We start from the raw sequence: 2,497 nt of genomic DNA on the forward strand, positions 1-2,497 counted from the left end.
CCGTTCATCTGGAACATCATCAAGAGCTGGCGCTACGGCCCGATCGTCACGGTCGATGACCCGTGGGGCTTCGGCAACTCCCTCGAGTGGGCGACCTCCTGCCCGCCGCCGCGCCACAACTTCGTGACGCTGCCCCGGATCCGCTCCGAGCGCCCCGCGTTCGAGCTGCACTACCCGCACATGAGCGAGCGGATGCGGGCGGAGGCCCACGTCGGGGGCCGTCCCCGGGCCCAGGACCCGGACGCCGCGAAGGACGTCGGGGAGCGCGGGCCCTCGCCACATGACAGGTGAGCGCCGTGGGCGGTCCGCCGGAAGGGCCATCCGCCGGTGGGGGGCGGCGGATAGGGTCGGTGCCCATGACGATCCGGGTAGTGGAATGGTCGACGGGGTATCTGGGCCGGATGGCAGTCGAGGCGATCGCCGCCCGGCCCGAGCTGGACCTGGTGGGCGTGTTCGTCTCCGACCCGGCCAAGGTCGGCGTGGACGCCGGGCGACTCGCCGGGGTGGACCGCGACCTGGGTATCGCGTCCACCGATGACACTGACGCGCTGCTCGCGCTGGACCCGGACGCGGTGGTCTACACCGCCGAGACCGAGACGCGGTTCGTGGACGCGATCTCCGACTTCTGCCGCTTCCTGCGCGCCGGTATCGACGTGGTGGCCTCCGGTCCGGTGCTGCTGCAGTACCCGCACGGCACCCTGCCCGAGGAGATGATCTCCGAGCTCGCCGCCGCCGGACGTGAAGGCGGCGCCACACTGCACGTCAACGGCATCGACCCCGGCTTCGCCAACGACGTCCTGCCGCTGGCCATGACCAGCTTGTCCCGGCGGATCGACCACATCCGCGTGGGCGAGATCGCCGACTACTCCGTGTACCACCAGGGTGAGACCATGCGGCGACTGTTCGGTTTCGGCGGGCCCATGGACTCGCTGCCGCCACTGCTGCGTCCGGGGATGCTCGCGGCGGGCTGGGGATCGGTGGTCCGCCAGCTCGCGGCCGCCCTCGACGTCACCCTCGACGAACCGCTCCTGGAGCGACACGAGCGCCTGCCCGCGGACCGCGACCTGACCCTGCTTGCGTGCGAGGTCCCGGAGGGGACGCAGGCCGCGCTGCGGTTCGAGGTGGTGGGGCAGGTCGACGGCGAGGACCGCATCGTCCTGGAGCACGTCACTCGCACTGTCCACGACCAGGCCCCCGACTGGCCGCGCCCGGACCACGGCGACGGCTGCTACCGCATCGAGATCACCGGCGAGCCCGCGATGCGGGTGGAGTTCGGACACCACGCCGAGCACGGCGATCACAACGTCTCCGGCATGCTCGTCACCGCGATGCGGCTGGTCAACTCGGTGGAGGCGGTCGTGGCGGCGGCGCCGGGACTCGTGTACGCGAAGGACCTCCCGATGATCACCGGGCGTGGCTTAATGACCAGATGAGAACCCTGCGGGCCGCCCTGGCCGTCACCGGCGCCGCCCTCCTCGCGGTGACGGGCGTGGGCGCCGCGAACGCCACCGACCCGTCGAGACGGGCACCGCTGCCGGTGCCGTACTCCCTCTTCTCCGGGGCCGCCCGGGCGCTCACCGCCCCGGGGGCGGAGCTGCCCGGGGCCAACGACTGGTCGTGCCGCCCCACCGCCGACAAGCCGCGCCCCGTGGTGTTGGTCCACGGCACCTGGGGCGGCGTGGTCACCAACTGGGCCACCTACGGGCCGCTGCTGCACAACGAGGGCTACTGCGTCTACACGCTCACCTACGGGGCGTTGCCCGGTCAGCCGTGGCCGGTCAGTCTCCTGGGCGGCCTGTCGGACATCACGGAGGTCTCGGTGCCGCAGGTCGGCGAGTTCGTCGACCGCGTCCTCGCCTCGACCGGTGCCGAGCAGGTCGACCTCGTCGGCCACTCGCAGGGGACGCTCGTCTCCGGCCTGGTCGCCAAGGTCGGCCGACCCGGCAAGGTGAACACCGTCGCCGCGATAGCCCCGCTGTGGCACGGCTCCCGCGGGACCGGGTCCGGGGCGATCGGCACCGCCCTGGCCAGCGGGGACCGCGGACGTGCGGTCGAGATCGCTCCGTCCCTCGGCCAGATGGCCGCCGGGTCGGAGACGCTCGAACTCCTGTGGTCGGGTGGCACCCCCTATGCGCCGGGCGTGACCTACCTCAACCTCGTGACCCGGTACGACCAGCTGGTCCGGCCGTACACCTCCGGTGTGGTCGAGGGCCCGCGGGCCACCAACATCACCATCCAGGACGGGTGTGAGCAGAACCGGGCCGAGCACCTGGCCATCGCCTCGGATCCCCGGACCGTGGACTTCGTGCTCAACGCCCTCGACCCCGCCGACCCGCGTGAACCGCGGTGTGAGGCGGTCGCCCCCTACCTGGGACCGATTCCCACGCCGCCGGGATCGTGAACCGGACCGGGATCGCGGGACTGCTCGCGGCGGCAGCCCTCGTCGTCGTCGCCCCCGTCCCCGCGGCTGCCGCGCCCACGGCGGCGGCCGCTCCCG

2 protein-coding genes and 1 pseudogene are annotated in these 2,497 nt (G+C 72.6%); all 3 read left to right on the forward strand.

Annotation, left to right across the window (positions count from 1 at the left end):
• Positions 1-291: pseudogene (locus G6023_RS14300) on the forward strand (aa3-type cytochrome oxidase subunit I); the annotation flags it as partial.
• Positions 292-356: 65 nt separating this feature from the next.
• Entirely contained in the window at positions 357-1,433 is a 1,077-nt protein-coding gene (locus tag G6023_RS14305; protein ID WP_182636137.1) for an NAD(P)H-dependent amine dehydrogenase family protein, read from the forward strand.
• Complete coding sequence (locus tag G6023_RS14310; RefSeq protein ID WP_182636139.1) at positions 1,430-2,401, forward strand: esterase/lipase family protein; 972 nt, start codon at positions 1,430-1,432, stop codon at positions 2,399-2,401. The genes G6023_RS14305 and G6023_RS14310 overlap by 4 nt, the downstream gene beginning before the upstream one ends.
• Positions 2,402-2,497: the final 96 nt, after the last annotated feature.

This window comes from Dietzia sp. DQ11-71, assembly GCF_014144995.1.
In the GTDB taxonomy this organism is placed as follows: Bacteria; Actinomycetota; Actinomycetes; order Mycobacteriales; family Mycobacteriaceae; genus Dietzia; species Dietzia kunjamensis.

Coding starts and splice junctions, on each gene's coding strand:
- G6023_RS14310 (WP_182636139.1), top strand. CDS start 1,430: ATGAGAACCCTGCGGGCCGCCCTGGCCGTCACCGGCGCCGCCCTCCTC.
- G6023_RS14305 (WP_182636137.1), top strand. CDS start 357: ATGACGATCCGGGTAGTGGAATGGTCGACGGGGTATCTGGGCCGGATG.